15 protein-coding genes are annotated in these 14,166 nt (G+C 72.6%); 6 read left to right on the forward strand and 9 right to left on the reverse strand.

Translation table 11 applies throughout. The features are described from left to right. Positions 1 to 19 precede the first annotated feature (19 nt). Positions 20 to 556 carry a CGNR zinc finger domain-containing protein gene (locus ASG76_RS06245; RefSeq protein ID WP_056601371.1) on the forward strand — a complete coding sequence of 179 codons (537 nt, stop codon included), beginning with the start codon at positions 20 to 22 and terminating at the stop codon, positions 554 to 556. 31 nt (positions 557 to 587) lie between these two features. Here the strand turns inward: ASG76_RS06245 and ASG76_RS06250 are convergent, their stop codons facing one another. The 4 genes from ASG76_RS06250 to ASG76_RS06265 form a co-directional block, all read right to left on the reverse strand. After that, positions 588 to 1,355, reverse strand: a complete 768-nt coding sequence (locus tag ASG76_RS06250; protein WP_235529434.1) for an alpha/beta fold hydrolase — start codon at positions 1,353 to 1,355, stop codon at positions 588 to 590. A 37-nt stretch (positions 1,356 to 1,392) separates the two neighbouring features. Next, positions 1,393 to 1,632 carry a hypothetical protein gene (locus ASG76_RS06255; protein ID WP_056601377.1) on the reverse strand — a complete coding sequence of 80 codons (240 nt, stop codon included), beginning with the start codon at positions 1,630 to 1,632 and terminating at the stop codon, positions 1,393 to 1,395. Positions 1,633 to 1,681: 49 nt separating this feature from the next. Then, positions 1,682 to 3,130, reverse strand: coding sequence for an MFS transporter (locus tag ASG76_RS06260; protein WP_056601381.1), 1,449 nt, complete (start codon positions 3,128 to 3,130; stop codon positions 1,682 to 1,684). A gap of 83 nt (positions 3,131 to 3,213) precedes the next feature. After that, on the reverse strand, positions 3,214 to 3,975 hold the full coding sequence (locus ASG76_RS06265; RefSeq protein WP_056601384.1) for a hypothetical protein: 762 nt from the start codon (positions 3,973 to 3,975) through the stop codon (positions 3,214 to 3,216). Positions 3,976 to 4,200: 225 nt separating this feature from the next. Between ASG76_RS06265 and ASG76_RS06270 the strand changes: the two genes are divergently transcribed. From ASG76_RS06270 to ASG76_RS06280, 3 genes are read left to right on the forward strand one after another with little or no spacing between them, the layout of a single operon-like run. Beyond that, positions 4,201 to 6,618, forward strand: a complete 2,418-nt coding sequence (locus tag ASG76_RS06270; protein ID WP_056601387.1) for a LuxR C-terminal-related transcriptional regulator — start codon at positions 4,201 to 4,203, stop codon at positions 6,616 to 6,618. A 51-nt stretch (positions 6,619 to 6,669) separates the two neighbouring features. Continuing rightward, the gene (locus tag ASG76_RS06275) at positions 6,670 to 7,131 is read left to right on the forward strand and encodes a VOC family protein (protein WP_056601390.1); all 462 of its coding nucleotides are present in this window, start codon (positions 6,670 to 6,672) and stop codon (positions 7,129 to 7,131) included. 20 nt (positions 7,132 to 7,151) lie between these two features. Next, positions 7,152 to 8,027 carry an alpha/beta fold hydrolase gene (locus ASG76_RS06280; RefSeq protein ID WP_157558988.1) on the forward strand — a complete coding sequence of 292 codons (876 nt, stop codon included), beginning with the start codon at positions 7,152 to 7,154 and terminating at the stop codon, positions 8,025 to 8,027. On the opposite strand, the gene ASG76_RS06285 is transcribed toward ASG76_RS06280, so the two are convergent. Together ASG76_RS06285 and ASG76_RS19375 are read right to left on the reverse strand one after the other, a co-directional pair. Further along, positions 8,012 to 9,805, reverse strand: a complete 1,794-nt coding sequence (locus ASG76_RS06285; protein ID WP_056601395.1) for a 3-hydroxyacyl-CoA dehydrogenase family protein — start codon at positions 9,803 to 9,805, stop codon at positions 8,012 to 8,014. The genes ASG76_RS06280 and ASG76_RS06285 overlap by 16 nt on opposite strands. Positions 9,806 to 9,851: 46 nt before the next feature. Further along, positions 9,852 to 10,826, reverse strand: coding sequence for a hypothetical protein (locus tag ASG76_RS19375; protein ID WP_200948084.1), 975 nt, complete (start codon positions 10,824 to 10,826; stop codon positions 9,852 to 9,854). Positions 10,827 to 10,850: 24 nt separating this feature from the next. Between ASG76_RS19375 and nucS the strand changes: the two genes are divergently transcribed. Then, on the forward strand, positions 10,851 to 11,537 hold the full coding sequence (gene nucS, locus ASG76_RS06295; RefSeq protein WP_056602256.1) for an endonuclease NucS: 687 nt from the start codon (positions 10,851 to 10,853) through the stop codon (positions 11,535 to 11,537). Here the strand turns inward: nucS and ASG76_RS06300 are convergent. Beyond that, on the reverse strand, positions 11,534 to 12,148 hold the full coding sequence (locus ASG76_RS06300) for a hypothetical protein (protein ID WP_056601398.1): 615 nt from the start codon (positions 12,146 to 12,148) through the stop codon (positions 11,534 to 11,536). The two genes, nucS and ASG76_RS06300, sit on opposite strands and share 4 nt — an antisense overlap. 17 nt (positions 12,149 to 12,165) lie before the next feature. On the opposite strand from ASG76_RS06300, the gene ASG76_RS06305 reads away from it, so the two are divergent. Next, on the forward strand, positions 12,166 to 12,618 hold the full coding sequence (locus tag ASG76_RS06305; RefSeq protein ID WP_200948085.1) for a DUF952 domain-containing protein: 453 nt from the start codon (positions 12,166 to 12,168) through the stop codon (positions 12,616 to 12,618). Here the strand turns inward: ASG76_RS06305 and ASG76_RS06310 are convergent. Both ASG76_RS06310 and ASG76_RS06315 read right to left on the reverse strand, forming a co-directional pair. Next, a complete protein-coding gene (locus ASG76_RS06310) occupies positions 12,611 to 13,222 on the reverse strand; it encodes a histidine phosphatase family protein (RefSeq protein WP_162254091.1) in 612 nt (203 codons plus the stop codon). The genes ASG76_RS06305 and ASG76_RS06310 overlap by 8 nt on opposite strands. Continuing rightward, the gene (locus ASG76_RS06315; RefSeq protein ID WP_056601404.1) at positions 13,215 to 14,144 is read right to left on the reverse strand and encodes an FAD-dependent oxidoreductase; all 930 of its coding nucleotides are present in this window, start codon (positions 14,142 to 14,144) and stop codon (positions 13,215 to 13,217) included. The genes ASG76_RS06310 and ASG76_RS06315 overlap by 8 nt, the downstream gene beginning before the upstream one ends. Positions 14,145 to 14,166: the final 22 nt, after the last annotated feature.

Raw genomic sequence — 14,166 nt, forward strand, 5'->3', positions numbered from 1 at the left:
CCTCGTGTAATGTGTCAACATGCTTTTCACCGATGACACGGACGCGGCGCTGCAGGCGGCCGTCGCCCTGGTCAACTCCTCGGACGAGCCCGGTGACCCGCTCGGGTCGGTGAAGGACCTGTCCGCCTTCCTGGCCGCCTGGGCCTACACCGGCCGGCACGACGCGACCGCCGACGAGCTCGACTCCCTGCGCCACCTGCGACCGGCCCTGAAGGAGCTGCTGCTGGCCGATCGCGACGAGGCTGCGGCGATCGTCAACGGCATGCTCGCCCGCGCGCGGGCCCTCCCCCAGCTGCAGCGCCACGATCAGTGGGACTGGCACCTCCACGCCGTGGACCCCGACCGGCCGCTCGACGAGCGGGTCGTCGTCGAGACCGCGATGGCGATGGTCGACGTGATCCGTGCCGACGAGATGTCGCGGCTCGACCGGTGCGCCGCGGACGACTGCGACGACGTGGTGCTCGACCTCTCGCGCAACCGCTCGCGCCGCTACTGCTCGACCACCTGCGGCAACCGTGAGGCCGTGGCGGCCTACCGCGCGCGGCGCAAGGCCTGAGCCGAGCCTCCGCCTGCCCCGGGCACGCCCGTCAGGGCAGGAAGCGGCGCAGCACCTCGAGGAAGACCTCGGGCTGCTCGGAGTGCACCCAGTGCCCGGCGCCCTTGACCAGCACGCGGCGGTTGCGCGGGAAGCGACGATCCATCTCGGCGGCGTGCTCGTCGGAGATGTAGTCGGAGTCGGCGCCGCCGACCCACAGCACCGGGCCGTCGTACGACGCCTCCCCCAGCTGCTCGGCCGGCCAGCCGGTCAGGCCGTCCATCGACTCGCCGAGCAGCTCGAGGTTGAGCTGCCAGTGCCACCCGTCGTCGGTGCGGCGCAGGTTCTGCAGGAGGAAGCTGCGCACGACGGAGCTGGGGACCGCCTCGCGCAGCGCCTCCTCGGCCTCGGCGCGCGAGCCGAGGGCGGACAGGTCGAGCGAGCGCATGGTCTCGATGTAGCCGACGAACTCGCGACCGCTGGGGTAGGCCACCGGCGCCACGTCGACGACCGCCAGGCGCTCGACGAGCCCGGGGTGGCGCAGCGCCACGCACATGGCGATCTTGCCGCCCATCGAGTGGCCCACCAGCGCCACCGGCTCCTCGCCGAGCTCGGCGGCCACGAGGTCGGCCAGCGCGACGTAGTCGAAGGACTCCGTCCATGGCGACCGCCCGTGGTTGGGCATGTCGAGCAGGGTGACGCGGTGCTCGGTGCTGAGCGCCTTCGCGACCTGGGTCCAGTTGCGTCCCTGCCCGAAGAGTCCGTGGCAGAAGACGACGCGCGGGCCGGTCCGGCCGAGCTCGGTGCGGTGCAGGCTCACCGCACCAGTCTCCCCCATGCCGGCGCGGCGGCAGTCCTCAGGTGGCGACGAGCGAGCCGTCCCCGGTCGTGTGGACCAGGCCGTCGCTGGCGGCCAGCGCGAGGGCACGCTCGAAGCGGCCCTCCTCCCACCAGGCGCCGCCGACGACCTCGCGCAGGTTGTCGGGCGAGGTGGGCCCGTGGGCCTCGAGGGCGCGCACGATCTGCCCCATCTCGTGGAACACCTGCCGGTCACGGTGCCCCTCGGTGGTGGGCTTGGGCGGTGGCATCGGGCTCATGGCTCGACTCCTCTCGACGGTGGTCGGCTGCGGACGGGGCGTGCGGGCGTCAGGCGTGCGCCGGCTGGTCCTCGGCGGTGAGCGGCTGGGCGATGTCCTCCAGCGACTGCCCCTCGGCCTTGACGCCGAGGAAGATCTCCACGATGCCGCCGGCGACCATCAGCGCGGCGCCGAGGAAGTAGCCCGGCGCGATGCCGGTGATCGAGTCGGCGCCGTCGATGAGGCGGCCGAAGAGCAGCGGTCCGGTGATGCCGCCGACGGCGGTGCCGATGGCGTAGAAGAACGCGATGCACAGCGCGCGCGTCTCCATCGGGAAGATCTCCGAGGCGGTGAGGTAGGCAGCGCTCGCCCCGGCGGAGGCGAAGAAGAAGATGATCGCGCCGAAGAGCGTGAGGGTGACCGCCGACAGGCTGCCCAGCATCGTCCCGGCGATCGCGAGCAGGACGCCGGAGAGGATGTAGGTGCCCGCGATCATCTTGACGCGCCCCACGCTGTCGAAGAGCGGGCTCAGCACGAGCGCGCCGATGAAGTTGCTGGCGGCGAAGACCGCCAGGTACCACCCGGTCTGCTTCACGTCGAGGAACGTGGTCAGGGTGTCGCCGTAGGTGAAGAAGAACGCGTTGTAGAGGAACGCCTGGCCCACGAAGAGCGAGAAGCAGAGGATCGTGCGGCGGGGATAGAGGGTGAAGACCGTCTTGGCGATCAGCGGAAGGCTGATCGTCTTGCGCTGGCGGATGGTGATCGTCTCGTCGACGTCGTGCAGCTGCTTGCCGCTCTCCTCCGACACCGTGCGCTCGATGTCGCGCACGATGCGCTCGGCCTCCTCCTCGCGCTCGTGGATGAACAGCCAGCGCGGGCTCTCCGGCACGTGCCGACGCACCACGAGGATGCCGACGGCCAGGATCGCACCGAGCCCGAAGGCAGCACGCCAGCCCCAGCTCGGGTCGACGATGTTGGGGTCGAGCAGCGGGATCGTGAGCAGCGAGCCGAGCGCGGCGCCGACCCAGAAGGAGCCGTTGATCGCGACGTCGACGCGACCGCGGTACTTCGCCGGGATCAGCTCGTCGATCGCGGAGTTGATCGCGGCGTACTCGCCCCCGATGCCCATCCCGGTGAGGAAGCGGCACGCGAAGTACCACGCCGGGTTCATCGAGAACGCCGTGAGGACGGTGGCGACGGTGTAGACGCCGAGGGTCAGCAGGAACAGCTTCTTGCGGCCGAAGCGGTCGGTGAGCTGGCCGAAGAACAGCGCACCGATGCAGGCACCGGCGACGTACATCGCGCCGGCCATGCCGACGTCGGAGCTGGAGAGGCCCAGCCCGGTGTCGCTGGGCTTCAGCGCCGCCGACATCGAGCCGACGATCGTGACCTCGAGCCCGTCGAGGATCCACACCGTGCCCAGCCCGATGACGACCAGCCAGTGCCAGCGCGCCCACGGGAGGCGGTCCATGCGTGCAGGGATGTCAGTGGTGATCGTGCCCGTCTCGACTCCAGCCATTCCCCGGACGCTAGACCTGCGTCAGGAAGGCCTGCACACCCCTGGGGGCGAGCGGTGCGGACTGCTCACCCGATCGGGTCGGCTCAGAAGTCGAAGCCGTCGAACAGGTCGCCGATGCCGTCCCCGATGCCGCCGAACATGTCGCCGATGCCCTCGCCGATCGCACCGATGCCCTCGCCCAGGCCGTCGAAGCCCCCGCCGAACAGCATCCCCATGAACATCCAGTCCATCGGACCGAACGCGCCGAAGTAGCCCGCGGCGTAGGGCTGGTAGGCGCGACCGCCCTGCCAGTAGGGCACCCGGCGGGAGCCGACCATCACCTTGCGGATGTCGGGCTCGGCCCCGGCTCGCACGCGCTCGACGTCGAGGGCACAGGCGGGCACGTCGCGCGACGCACCGCCCGGCGGCACCCAGGGCACGTCGGCGACCGACAGCCCGTGGCGCGGGTCGAAGAAGCACGGCGGCCGTCGCTGGGGCAGCGGCTCGCCCGCCACCCGGGCACGCACGCACGCCATCGCGTAACGGCCGTCCTCGAGGATCTCGGTCACGTGGCGTACGTCGTCGGCGCGGGTGAGCGCGGCGGCGGCCGTCTTGGCGGACTCGTAGGCGTCGAGGGCCCGCTGGTAGTCGGCGTTGGCGCCCGGGTCGAGCTGCTGTCCAGCGAGGTCGATGTCGAGGTCCTGGAGCTCCACGCCGAGCGCGGTCACGTCCTCCTCGGCGAGCCGCTTGACCGGCGCGACCTCGGCCTCGGCGCGGGCGAGCTCGCGCTCCTTGCTCGACCGGCCCGCACCGACGGCGACCGCCGTCAGCACACCCAGGACGACCAGCACGAGCACGAGTTCCATGGCGCCCAGCCTACGCAGAACCTGCAAGAGCAGGCCGCCCATCGACCCCCGACGATGTGCGACCTGCTCCGACATGTGGCCTCCGGGCGGCGGGACCATCCCCTCGTGCGGTCCCGTCGCCGATCGGCGTAGGAGAACACTCTCGTGGCCCGGTGCGCCGCGGCATCCGTAGTCCTACGTAACTCTGGTGCGCGCCGGGTGCACGGAGGCGATAGATTCGGGCGTGTGCTCTCACCGTGCCTCGGACGCGACGACGTCAGGCGCGCGCTCGACGAGGCACTCGAGGGGTCGCGCTGGGTGACCGTCGTCGGTCCGCCCGGCTGCGGGAAGACGCTCCTCGTGCGCCACGCGGCGGCGGACAGCGACTGCGTCTGGGTCGACGCGCGGACCCTGCGCAGCCTCGACGAGCTCCTCCTCGCGGCGCTGGGCAGCCTCGACGCCGAGACCGCGCCGGGCGACTCGCTGCCCGGAGCGCTGACGCGCGCGATCGACGGCCGCGACCGGCTGCTGGTGCTCGACGGGCTCGACCTCGACGCCACGGCCGCCGGACCGGTGCTCCAGTCGATGCTGGAGGGCACCACGGACGCCCGCGTCGTGGTGACCGCCCACACCACGGCCGGCGAGGTCCACGAGTCCGTCGTACGCGTCGGGCCGCTGCCGGTGCCCCACGTGCGGGCGCCGCTGGAGGGCCCGGCCGTCGACCTGTTCCTGCAGCGCATCCGAGCCGCCGGCGGGCAGCAGGTCGACCTCGTCAAGCAGGCCCACGAGGTCCACCGGCTCCTCAGCGCGACCGGCGGCCTCCCCCTGCTCATCGAGCAGGTGGCCGTCCAGTCGGCGCTGGTCGGGCTCAGCAACGCGATGTCCACCGTCAGCCTCGACCAGGCCGTCGACTCCGCGCACGACATGCTCGACGAGGCGAGCGCCACGGCGCTGCGCCGCATCGGCCTCCTCGACTTCCCGGTCGGCCTGGGCGTGCTGTCGCACGTCCTCGGCTCGTCCGCCCCCGAGGCCGCCGAGCTCGCGGGCAACCTGGTGCGCCGCAGCCTGCTCGAGGTGGACCCGCGCGGCCACTTCGACATGCTCTCCCCGATCCGGGGCCGGGCCCGCACCCTCGCGCGACCCGACGACGCGACCGCCGTGGAGGCAGGACTGCTCCGCTGGGCGCAGGGACTCGCCCCCGACCACGACAACTTCGGCGCGGCCGACGCCGAGTGGCTCGACGACCTGCCGGCGATGCGCCATGCCGTGCTGAGCGCCTGCGCCAGGCCGGAGACCCGTGCGGAGGGCTACTCCGTGGCCAACCGCATCTACTCCTCCCTCTACACCTCCATGCGCGCGCGGGACGCGGTCGAGATCCTCGAGGGGGCCCTCAGCAGTGGCGACGGTCCGCCCGAGCTCGGGGCGCAGGTGGCCCGGCGCGCCGGGATCGCGGCCTCGGAGATGCGCGGCTCCTACGACGGCCTCTGGCTGCTCGACCGGGCCGACGAGCACGCCTCGTCGGCTCCCCGGCCCGCGGAGCAGCTCGCCAAGACCGCCTCCATCCGCGCCGAGATGCACCTCGACGCAGGCGAGATGCAGCTCGCCGAGGCCGAGGCCAGGCGGGCGCTGGAGCTCGACCCCGACGGATCCATCTGCCGGCAGGCCACGCGGACCCTCGCCGACGTCTACGTCTCCCAGGGCCGCTTCGCGGAGGCCACCCAGGCGGTCGGCGACGCCATGCTGGGGCGTACGTCGCGCGACGAGCGCTGGATCGACCTCTCGGCCCGCACCCTCCTGGCGCGCATCGCGCTCGAGCAGGGCCGCATCGCCGAGGCGGTCGCCGCTGCGCGCGCCGTGGTGCGGGAGGCACGTCAGCTCGCCGAGGACCGGGTCGGCCTGCTGGCCGAGACGCTGCTGCGCGGCATCGACCCGACGTGGGAGCCCACCGACGTGGCGCGCGAGACCCTGCCGTGGGCCGTACGCCTCCCGGTGCTCGCCCAGGACGGCCGCGACCTGCTGGTGCGCGGGGAGGTCCGCCAGGCGGCGGGGCTCGCCGCCGACGTCGTCGCCCTCGCCGACTCCGCCCGGCTGGGCCGTGACGGCGTCGAGGCACGCCTGCTGCTCGGGCGCGCCCTGGTGCGCCTCGGTGACCTCGACCAGGCCACCACCACCTACCTCTCGGCGCTCGACAGCTGCCACACCATGCAGCTGCCGCTGCGGGCCGCCGACGTGCTCGACGGTCTCGCGGGCGTGGCCAGCGCCCACGACCTCCCGGAGGCGCACCTGCTGGCCGCGGCGGCCTTCGCGCTGCGCACGCCCCGGCTCGCGGTCCGCTGGGGCTACTCCGCCGACTACGACGTCGTGCCCGCGCCGCGCGCGCCGGCCGAGTGGATCTCCGGCGACGACCTGTCCGCGGAGGCCGTCCCGCTCATCACCGCGGTCTTCACCCGGGGCACCCCGAGCGCACCGTCGGTGCTCGACGCGCTGACCCCCGCGGAGCGGCAGGTGGCCGACCGGGTCGCCCACGGCCTGACGAGCCGCCAGATCGCGGAGGAGCTCTTCGTCTCCCCCCGCACGGTCGACGCCCACCTGACCCACATCTACCGCAAGCTCGACATCAACACGCGCGCACGGCTGGCCGCGCTGGTGGTCGACAGCCGCTGACGCCCGGGTGGTGCGACGCCCGCTGTCGGTGGGTTGCGCGACGATGAGGGGATGAGCCGAACGATCCAGGTGACCTTCGACGCCCACGACCCCGAGGCGCTCTCACGCTTCTGGGCCGCTGCGATGGGCTACGTCAACCCGCCCCCGCCCGGGCGCGAGCTCGCACCGGGGCAGGACCCCTTCGAGGCGTGGCACGCCTTCCTCGCCGAGGTGGGGGTGCCGGAGTCGGAGTGGAACTCGGCCTCCGCCGCCCAGGACCCCGACGGAGACGGCCCGCGCCTGTTCTTCCAGCGGGTGCCCGAGGACAAGCGCGCCAAGAACCGTGTGCACCTCGACCTGCGGGCTGCGCCCGGGCTCGAGGGCGAGGAGCGGATGGCCGCGCTCGAGGCGGAGTGCGAGCGACTCGTGGCCCTCGGTGCCACCCGCGTGGAGCGGCACGAGCCGGCCCCGCCGATGACCGGTGGGCACATCGTCATGACCGACCCCGAGGGCAACGAGTTCTGCCTCGATTGACCAGTGCTACAACACGTGTCATGGACACACCCGTGAGCGAGCACTTCGACGTCGACGGCGGCCGCATCCACGCCCTTGCCTGGGGCTCGGGCCCCCGGGTGGCAGCCGCGCTGCACGGCATCACCGCCAACGCCATGTCGTGGGCCGCGGTCGCGCGCCACCTCCCGGACGACTGGAGGCTGGTCGCGCTCGACATGCGCGGTCGCGGGCACTCCCGCGACCTCCCGGGGCCCTTCGGCATCGACGACCTCGCGCGCGACGCCCGCGACGTCGTGACGGCGACGGGGGCGGAGGTGCTGGCCGGTCACTCGTTGGGCGCCTACGTCGCCGTCGGGGTCGACCACATGTTCCCCGACACCGTCGGCCGCCTCCTCCTCGTGGACGGCGGCCTCGCGCTCCCCACACCGCCCGGCGTGGACGCCGACGTGGTGCTCGACGCCGTGGTGGGCCCGATGCTCGAGCGGTTGCGGGCGACCTACGCCGACGACGACGCCTACGTCGACTTCTTCCGCGCGCACCCGGCCATGGGGCCCTACTGGTCGGACGACTTCGACGCCTACGCCCGCTACGACGCCATCTCCACCCCGGACGGCGTGCGGGCTCGCGCCCACGAGGACGCCGTACGGACCTCCGGACGCGAGCTGGTCCTGCGCTCGGACGAGATCGCTGCAGCCGTGGCGTCGCTGTCGGTCGCGACCGACCTCCTGGTGGCCCCGCGGGGCATGCTCGACCAACCCGGCGGCATGCTCCCGGAGGAGACGGTGGACGCCGCTGCGGCTGCGTCCCCGCGGCTGACGGTCACCCGGGTGGCCGACGCCAACCACTACACGGTGCTGGTCGGGGACGACGCGGCACGCCAGGTGGCTGCCGCGCTGGTCGGTCAGCGGCTGCTGTAGTCGCGGAACCCGCGGCCGGCCTTGCGACCGAGGTAGCCCGCGGTCACCAGGTGCTCGAGCAGCGGCGCGGGCGAGAAGCCCGGCTCGCGGAACTCGAGGTAGAGCTCCTTCTGGATCGCCAGCGAGACGTCGTTGCCGACCACGTCGAGGAGCTCGAACGGGCCCATCGGCAGGGCACAGCCCTGCTTCATCGCGGTGTCGATGTCGTCGGCCGTCGCGTAGTGCGCCTCGAGCATCTTCACCGCGTCGTTGAGGTAGGGGAAGAGCAGCGCGTTCACGATGAAGCCCGCGCGGTCCCCGCACTTCACCGCGACCTTGCCGACCTCGTCGCACAGCGCCAGCACGGACTCGGTGACCGCCTCGTCGGTCGCGACGGTGGAGACGACCTCGACCAGCTTCATGATCGCCGCCGGGTTGAAGAAGTGCATGCCGATGACGTCCTGCGGACGCTTGGTCACCTTGGCCATCGAGATGATCGGCAGCGAGGAGGTCGTGGTCGCCAGGATCGCGCCGGGCTTGCAGATCTCGTCGAGGTTCTCGAACAGCGTGGTCTTGATGGCCAGGTCCTCCGCGATCGCCTCCACGACGATGTCGACGTCCTTGAGGTCGTCGAGCGAGGTGGTGCCGCGGACCCGGCCGAGCACCTCGCCCTTCTGCTCCTCGGTGGCCCGTCCGCGCTGGATCTGCTTGTCGAAGTTCTTGGTGATGGTCGCGACGACGCCGTCAACCTTGTCCTGCCCGCGGCCGGTGAAGAGCACGTCGTAGCCGGCCTTGGCGAAGACCTCGACGATGCCGGACGCCATCGTGCCGGTGCCCACGACGCCGACGAGCTTGATGTCGTGGCGCAGCTGGGGCTTGTCGTCGGCGCTGGGGGTCTGCGGGTCGGCGACGACGACGGGCGAGTCGGGCGCCTCGTAGGTGTAGAAGCCGCGTCCCGACTTGCGTCCGAGGAGCCCGGCGGTGACGTACTGCTTGAGGATCGGCGCCGGTGCGTGCAGCCGGTCGCGCCCCTGCTTGTACATCGTGTCGAGGATCTCGTAGGCGGTGTCGAGGCCGATCAGGTCCAGCAGCGCCAGCGGACCCATCGGGTAGCCGCAGCCGAAGCGCATGGCGGCGTCGATGTCCTCGCGGGAGGCGTACTTGCCCTCGTACATCGAGACGGCGTGGTTGAGGTAGCCGAAGAGGAGCGTGTTGGCGATGAAGCCGGCCTTGTCGCCGCACACGACGGGGTTCTTCCCGAGGCTGCGCAGCAGCTCCTGCACGTCGGCGAGCACGTCGGGCTCGGTGACGACCGTGCGGATGATCTCGACCAGGTTCTGCACCGGGGCGGGGTTGAAGAAGTGGACGCCGACCACGCGACCGGGCTTGGAGTTGGCCGTGGAGATCTCGGTGACGCTGAGCGAGGAGGTGTTGGTGGCCAGCACAGCATCGGGGCGGACGATGTCGTCCAGGGTCCGGAAGATCGACTTCTTGACCTCCAGCGACTCCACGACCGCCTCGACGACGAGGTCGGCGACCGCGAGGTCGCTCATCTGCGTGGTGAGCGTGATCCGGCCGAGCAGCTCGTCGGCCTGTGCCTGGGTCATCTTCTCGCGCTTGACCGCGCGGCCCGTCGAGTGCTCGAGGTGCTCGCGACCGCGCTGCACACCCGCGTCGTTCTGCTCCACGCCGATCACGGTGTAGCCGTTGCGGGCGAACACCTCGGCGATGCCGGCGCCCATCGTGCCGAGGCCGATCACGCCGACGGTCGAGAACTCGCGGGTAGCGGTGTCAGTCATGCCCGCATGCTCCCACGTCGTGGCGCCCCTCCGGGTGTGGGAACCGTCACGCTCCCGCAGGGGCGGAGGGGCGTACGACGACCACCTCGTCGCCGGGTCGCACCTGGCCTGGACGCACCACCTTGGCGCACAACCCGCGCAGCCTCCGCGGCTTGCCCACGGGCCCGTTGACGAACGCCAACGCGTCCTTGCCGAAGCGCGCGATGAACTTGCCGCAGCCGTTGTGCGGCTGGTCGGTCACCACCACGACCGCGCCGTCGGGGCCGCCGATGTGGAGCTCGGTCCAGGCGGGCAGGTGGTCGTGGGACAGGTCGAGGTCGAGCAGCATCTGGTCACCGGCCAGCGGCTCACGCTCGGGATCCTGGGCGAGGAACTCGACGAGGCGGTGGCTCATGATGTTGAGCTGCATGTCGGGGTGCGCCGAGCCGTCCGGCGTACGACGACTGCCGCGCGCGGCCCACGAGTCCCCCACCAGGCCCTCGTCGAGGTCGAGGTGTCCGACCTCGAGGACCTCGCGGTGCCCCGGCGACGGCCGCCTGACGACCGCGCGCAGCGTGCCGACCTCGCGGGGCGCGGCGTCGAGCGACGGGAGGAAGGCAGCGAGGTCCTCGGTGGTGCGGTGGCGGCGCAGCACGCGTCGCTGCAGGACCCTGCCCGCGTCGTCGCGCATCGCGGCCAGCGGCCCCGGGAGCGGCTCGTCGGCCGGGATGTCGGTGAAGCCGAGCGCGGCGTGGGCCCGCGCCTCGGCGCCGGCGTAGGGGTGCGCGGTGACCTGCCCGTGGCCCTTGGCCGCGAGGCGCTCGCAGGCCGCGTCCACCAAGGCCCGGGCGATGCTGCCGTCGAGGTCCACGCCCGCGTGCAGCCGCGCGAGGTGGGCGTGCCCGTCGAGCAGGTCGATGCGGACGTGTCCGAGGGCGGGGTCGCCGGCCACCATCGTGAGGCCGGGGCCGTGGGCCTCGTCCTCGATGCCGAGGTGCACCAGGTCGCGCTGTCGCGCGGGGCGTACTGCGTGGTCGGTCACGGGGTCACTGTAGATTCGCCCGTCGTGAGGATCGTCGTCGCACGCTGCCAGGTGGACTACGCGGGACGGCTCTCGGCCCACCTGCCGCTCGCCACGCGAGTCCTGATGCTCAAGTCGGACGGGTCGGTGCTGATCCACTCCGACGGCGGGTCCTACAAGCCGCTCAACTGGATGTCGCCGCCCTGCACGGTGCGCGAGGGCACCTCGGAGGACGGGCGTCCCGAGTGGCTGGTCACGGCCACCAAGACCGATGACACCCTGCGGATCCTCATCGACGAGGTCCTCCACGACACCTCGCACGACCTCGGCGTCGACCCCGGGCTGCAGAAGGACGGAGTGGAGAAGCACCTCCAGGAGCTCCTCGCCGAGCACCCGGCCACCCTGGCCGAGGGCCTCACCCTCGTGCGTCGCGAGTTCATGACGGCCATCGGCCCGGTCGACCTGATGTGCCGCGACGCCGACGGCCTGTCGGTGGCGGTGGAGATCAAGCGGCGCGGCGAGATCGACGGCGTCGAGCAGCTCACCCGCTACCTCGAGCTGCTCAACCGCGACCCGATGCTCACCACCAGGGGTCCGGTCCGCGGCATCTACGCCGCGCAGGAGATCAAGCCGCAGGCCCGCGTGCTCGCCACCGACCGCGGCATCACCTGCGCCCTCGTCGACTACGACGCGCTGCGCGGCATGGACGACGCGGAGCACCGCCTCTTCTAGGACCCGGCGCGCTCGCGCGAGCGGCGCAGCACCTCGACGAGCAGGTTCGCGTAGCCGCGCGCGTCGTCGATGGCGCGGTGGGTGTGGGGCACGTCGCCGAACCACTCCCGCGGCAGGTCGTGCACGGAGAACGTCGCCGGGTCGCCCCCGACCAGCCCGCACGCCAGGCTCTTGAGGCACAGCCCGGCGCCGTGGAAGAGCCGGTCGTCGACGTAGAGGCCCTCGCAGAGGGCGTACGACGTGAAGCGGCGCAGGTAGTGGTCGACGTAGGTGCCGTCGAAGCCCAGCGGAGAGGCGACGAGCTCGCGCTCCTGGCCCAGGCTCTTGACCCACGCGACGAAGTCGGCCATCACCTCCGGCACCGGGCGCGGGTCGGTCGTGGCGGCCGCGAGCACCTCGGGCGGCTGGCTGGCGAACCACGCCCACACCTGCGGGTCGGGCTGCGCACCGGGCAGGCCGGCGAGCACCGCCTCGAACTCCCCCACCTGCTCGCCGGTCGCGGTCACCGCGACGGAGGCCAGGGAGAGCATCGAGTTGGCGCCGGGGACGAACCCGTCGACCTCGATGTCGGTGACGACGTAGACCCGCTCGGACCTGCTCGACCCTGTCATGGCGTTACCCTCGCACGGTGACCTCGTCGCCCTCCGAGCGCATCTTCCACATCGCCACCGAGTCCGACTGGCGGCGCACCCTGGAGACCGGCACCTACACCACCTCGACGATGGGCCGCTCGCTGGCGGACGAGGGCTTCATCCACGCCAGTCGCCGCGACCAGGTGGCGGGCGTCTTCGAGCGCTACTACCGCGGTCTCGGTGAGCGCCTGGTGCTGCTGACCGTCGACCCGGCGCGGCTCACCGACGCCGAGGTCGTCGTCGAGCCGGTCGGCGACGACACCTATCCCCACGTCTACGGCCCGATCAACCGCAGTGCGGTCGTCGACGCCGCGCCGCTGGACCGCCGCGGACGCAGCGAGACGATGATGTCGCTGTGGGTCAAGGGCATGGCCGCACGCATGGGGATCGCGCTGGCCGTGATGGCGGTGGTCGCCGTCGTGGTCGTGGTGGCCCAGCAGCTCAGCTGAGCGCGCGTCCCGCCCACGAGCGGGCGACCCAGCCGTCGGCGTCGCCCTCGAGCGCGACCACGTCGCCGTTGGCGAGCGGCAGGTCGCGGGAGTGGCTCAGCGCGAGGTTGCGCGCCAGTGCCGACAGCGCCATGCACATCACTCCCCCGTGGCTGATCACGAGCACGGACTCCCCGCGGTGGGCGTCGGCGATCTCGTCGAGGACCGCCGCGTAGCGCCCGGCGACCTCCTCCCCGCTCTCGCCGCCGGGGATGCGCGCGGACAGGTCACCGCCGAGCCAGGCGGCGAAGGTCTCCGCGAACGGATCGGGCTCGCCCGTCGTGCCGGCGGCGTGGCCGACGCCGAACTCCCGCAGCCCCTCGCGCACGACGACGTCGACGCCGAGCACGCCTGCCGCGATCTCGGCCGTCTGCACGGCGCGCGCCAGGTCGCTCGACCACACCCGGGCGACGCGCTCGGGGGCGATGCGATCGGCAAGGTGTCGCGCCTGCAGCCGCCCGGTCGGGCTCAACCATCCCCCGGCGTCGCTCAGCAGCTCGCTCTCGTAGACGGCCTCGCCGTGGCGGGCGACGAACACCCGCGCGGCGCACTGGAGGTCACTCATCGGCCAGGCCCACCACATCGGCGGCGCAGCCCCACGACAGGGTCACGCCCGCGCCACCGTGGCCGTAGCAGTGGACGACGTCGCCCGTCCGCTCCAGTCGGACGGAGGGCCGGGCAGGGCGCAGCCCCACCTTGTGGCGCAGCACGCGTGCGCCCGCGAGCTCTGGCACCAGCGCCGTCGCGCGCCGCAGCACGTCCTCGGCGGTGGCCGGGTCGGGGGTGCGGCTCCACTCGCCCTGCTCCTCGGTCCCGCCGACCACCACCTCGTGCCTGCGGGGAACGACGTACGTCGGTCCGGCCGAGTCCAGGGTCCATCGGTCCAGGCCCACCTGCTCGACCACGACGACCTGGCCGCGGACCGGCACGACCGTCAGGTCCGCGCCGAAGTGGCGCGCGCCGAGACCGGTGGCGTCGACCACGAGCGTGCCGTCGTCGGGAAGCGCCGAGAGGTTCATCCGCGTGAGGGTGCCGCCGAGCTCCGCCACCCTGCCGGCGAGCCACCGCAGGTGGACGGGCATGTCGACGACCGGGCTGACGAAGGTCCAGCCGTCGGCGTAGCCGGAGGGCAGCGCCGTCTCGCGATCGAGGGACGGCACGGCCGAGCGCCACCACGGGTCGGGCGTCGGCGCGCGCAGCACCTCGGTCCCGGTGAGCATCCGCACGCCGGTGCCCTCGGTGCGTGACAGCTCCTCGAACACGCCGTACGACGTCGCGGCCCAGGCGGTGACGCAGTCGTGCGGCAGCGCCAGGTAGGGATACCAGAGCGCCGCAGCCACCGCGGAGGTCGTCTCCAGCGGCAGGTCGCGGGCCACCACGTCGACCCGGTGCCCGGCCTCGAGCAGGCGCACCGCGCTCGTCAGGCCGACGACACCGGCCCCGACCACGATCACCCGTCGCCGGGCGGAGGGTCCAGTGGATGCCATGCAGGCGAGTGTGCCAGCCGTG

The organism is Nocardioides sp. Soil774 (assembly GCF_001428125.1).
In the GTDB taxonomy this organism is placed as follows: Bacteria; Actinomycetota; Actinomycetes; order Propionibacteriales; family Nocardioidaceae; genus Nocardioides.

What these genes read in the sequence shown, in the direction of transcription:
- ASG76_RS06285 (WP_056601395.1), bottom strand. Translation starts at nt 9,805, where the DNA reads ATGACTGACACCGCTACCCGCGAGTTCTCGACCGTCGGCGTGATCGGC.
- ASG76_RS06310 (WP_162254091.1), bottom strand. Translation starts at nt 13,222, where the DNA reads ATGAGTGACCTCCAGTGCGCCGCGCGGGTGTTCGTCGCCCGCCACGGC.
- ASG76_RS06280 (WP_157558988.1), top strand. Translation starts at nt 7,152, where the DNA reads ATGGACACACCCGTGAGCGAGCACTTCGACGTCGACGGCGGCCGCATC.
- ASG76_RS06275 (WP_056601390.1), top strand. Translation starts at nt 6,670, where the DNA reads ATGAGCCGAACGATCCAGGTGACCTTCGACGCCCACGACCCCGAGGCG.
- ASG76_RS06255 (WP_056601377.1), bottom strand. Translation starts at nt 1,632, where the DNA reads ATGAGCCCGATGCCACCGCCCAAGCCCACCACCGAGGGGCACCGTGAC.
- ASG76_RS06260 (WP_056601381.1), bottom strand. Translation starts at nt 3,130, where the DNA reads ATGGCTGGAGTCGAGACGGGCACGATCACCACTGACATCCCTGCACGC.
- ASG76_RS06315 (WP_056601404.1), bottom strand. Translation starts at nt 14,144, where the DNA reads ATGGCATCCACTGGACCCTCCGCCCGGCGACGGGTGATCGTGGTCGGG.
- ASG76_RS06300 (WP_056601398.1), bottom strand. Translation starts at nt 12,148, where the DNA reads ATGACAGGGTCGAGCAGGTCCGAGCGGGTCTACGTCGTCACCGACATC.
- ASG76_RS06265 (WP_056601384.1), bottom strand. Translation starts at nt 3,975, where the DNA reads ATGGAACTCGTGCTCGTGCTGGTCGTCCTGGGTGTGCTGACGGCGGTC.
- ASG76_RS06245 (WP_056601371.1), top strand. Translation starts at nt 20, where the DNA reads ATGCTTTTCACCGATGACACGGACGCGGCGCTGCAGGCGGCCGTCGCC.